Annotated in this window: 1 protein-coding gene; it reads left to right on the forward strand. The window is 45.3% G+C overall.

The window, feature by feature from the left end; translation table 11 throughout:
* On the forward strand, window positions 1-592 hold a 592-nt coding region (locus tag RCO25_RS34700; protein WP_309000584.1), incomplete at both ends, for an IS4 family transposase.

Here is a 592-nt window from a genome sequence, read left to right on the forward strand (position 1 = left end):
CGGGTAAAGAACGACTGCCCTGGGCACCACTAAAAGCCGAAAAAGCGGGGATAAAACTCCATGTTTCACTTATTGCGGATACAGCTCAGTTGCATAAAGTGACAGAGACAACTGGGAATAGCCCCGACATTTCGAGTTGTAAAGAGGTGCTGGATAACCGTTTCATTCTGGTGGCAGACCGTGCTTATGGCAAGCATAAACGGTTTGATGAGTATATGGAGCAACATCAATATTTTGTAATTAGGCTTAGAGATAACACACACTTTCACAAACCTGTTCTTCGGATACGCAAACGTCCACTTGCTGGTTCTATTGAACAGGACTTGACTTGCCAACTAGGGAAAAAGGCAACCCTCTCAAAAAACCGTTTTCGTGTTGTGATCCTAAAGGATCCACAGGGCAATCCAGTCATTCTTGCCACTAATTTACACAGGCCTTCGGCTGAGAACATTGCCGCGATGTATAAGAAGCGGTGGCAGATTGAAGTGTTTTTTCGTTGGATCAAGCAGCATCTGAACGTACCCCAGCTATTTGGAACAACCCCAAATGCCGTGTATGGTCAGTTGTACACTGCTTTACTGGTTTACGTGCT

This window comes from Paenibacillus sp. LHD-38 (assembly GCF_031157315.1).
In the GTDB taxonomy this organism is placed as follows: Bacteria; Bacillota; Bacilli; order Paenibacillales; family Paenibacillaceae; genus Pristimantibacillus.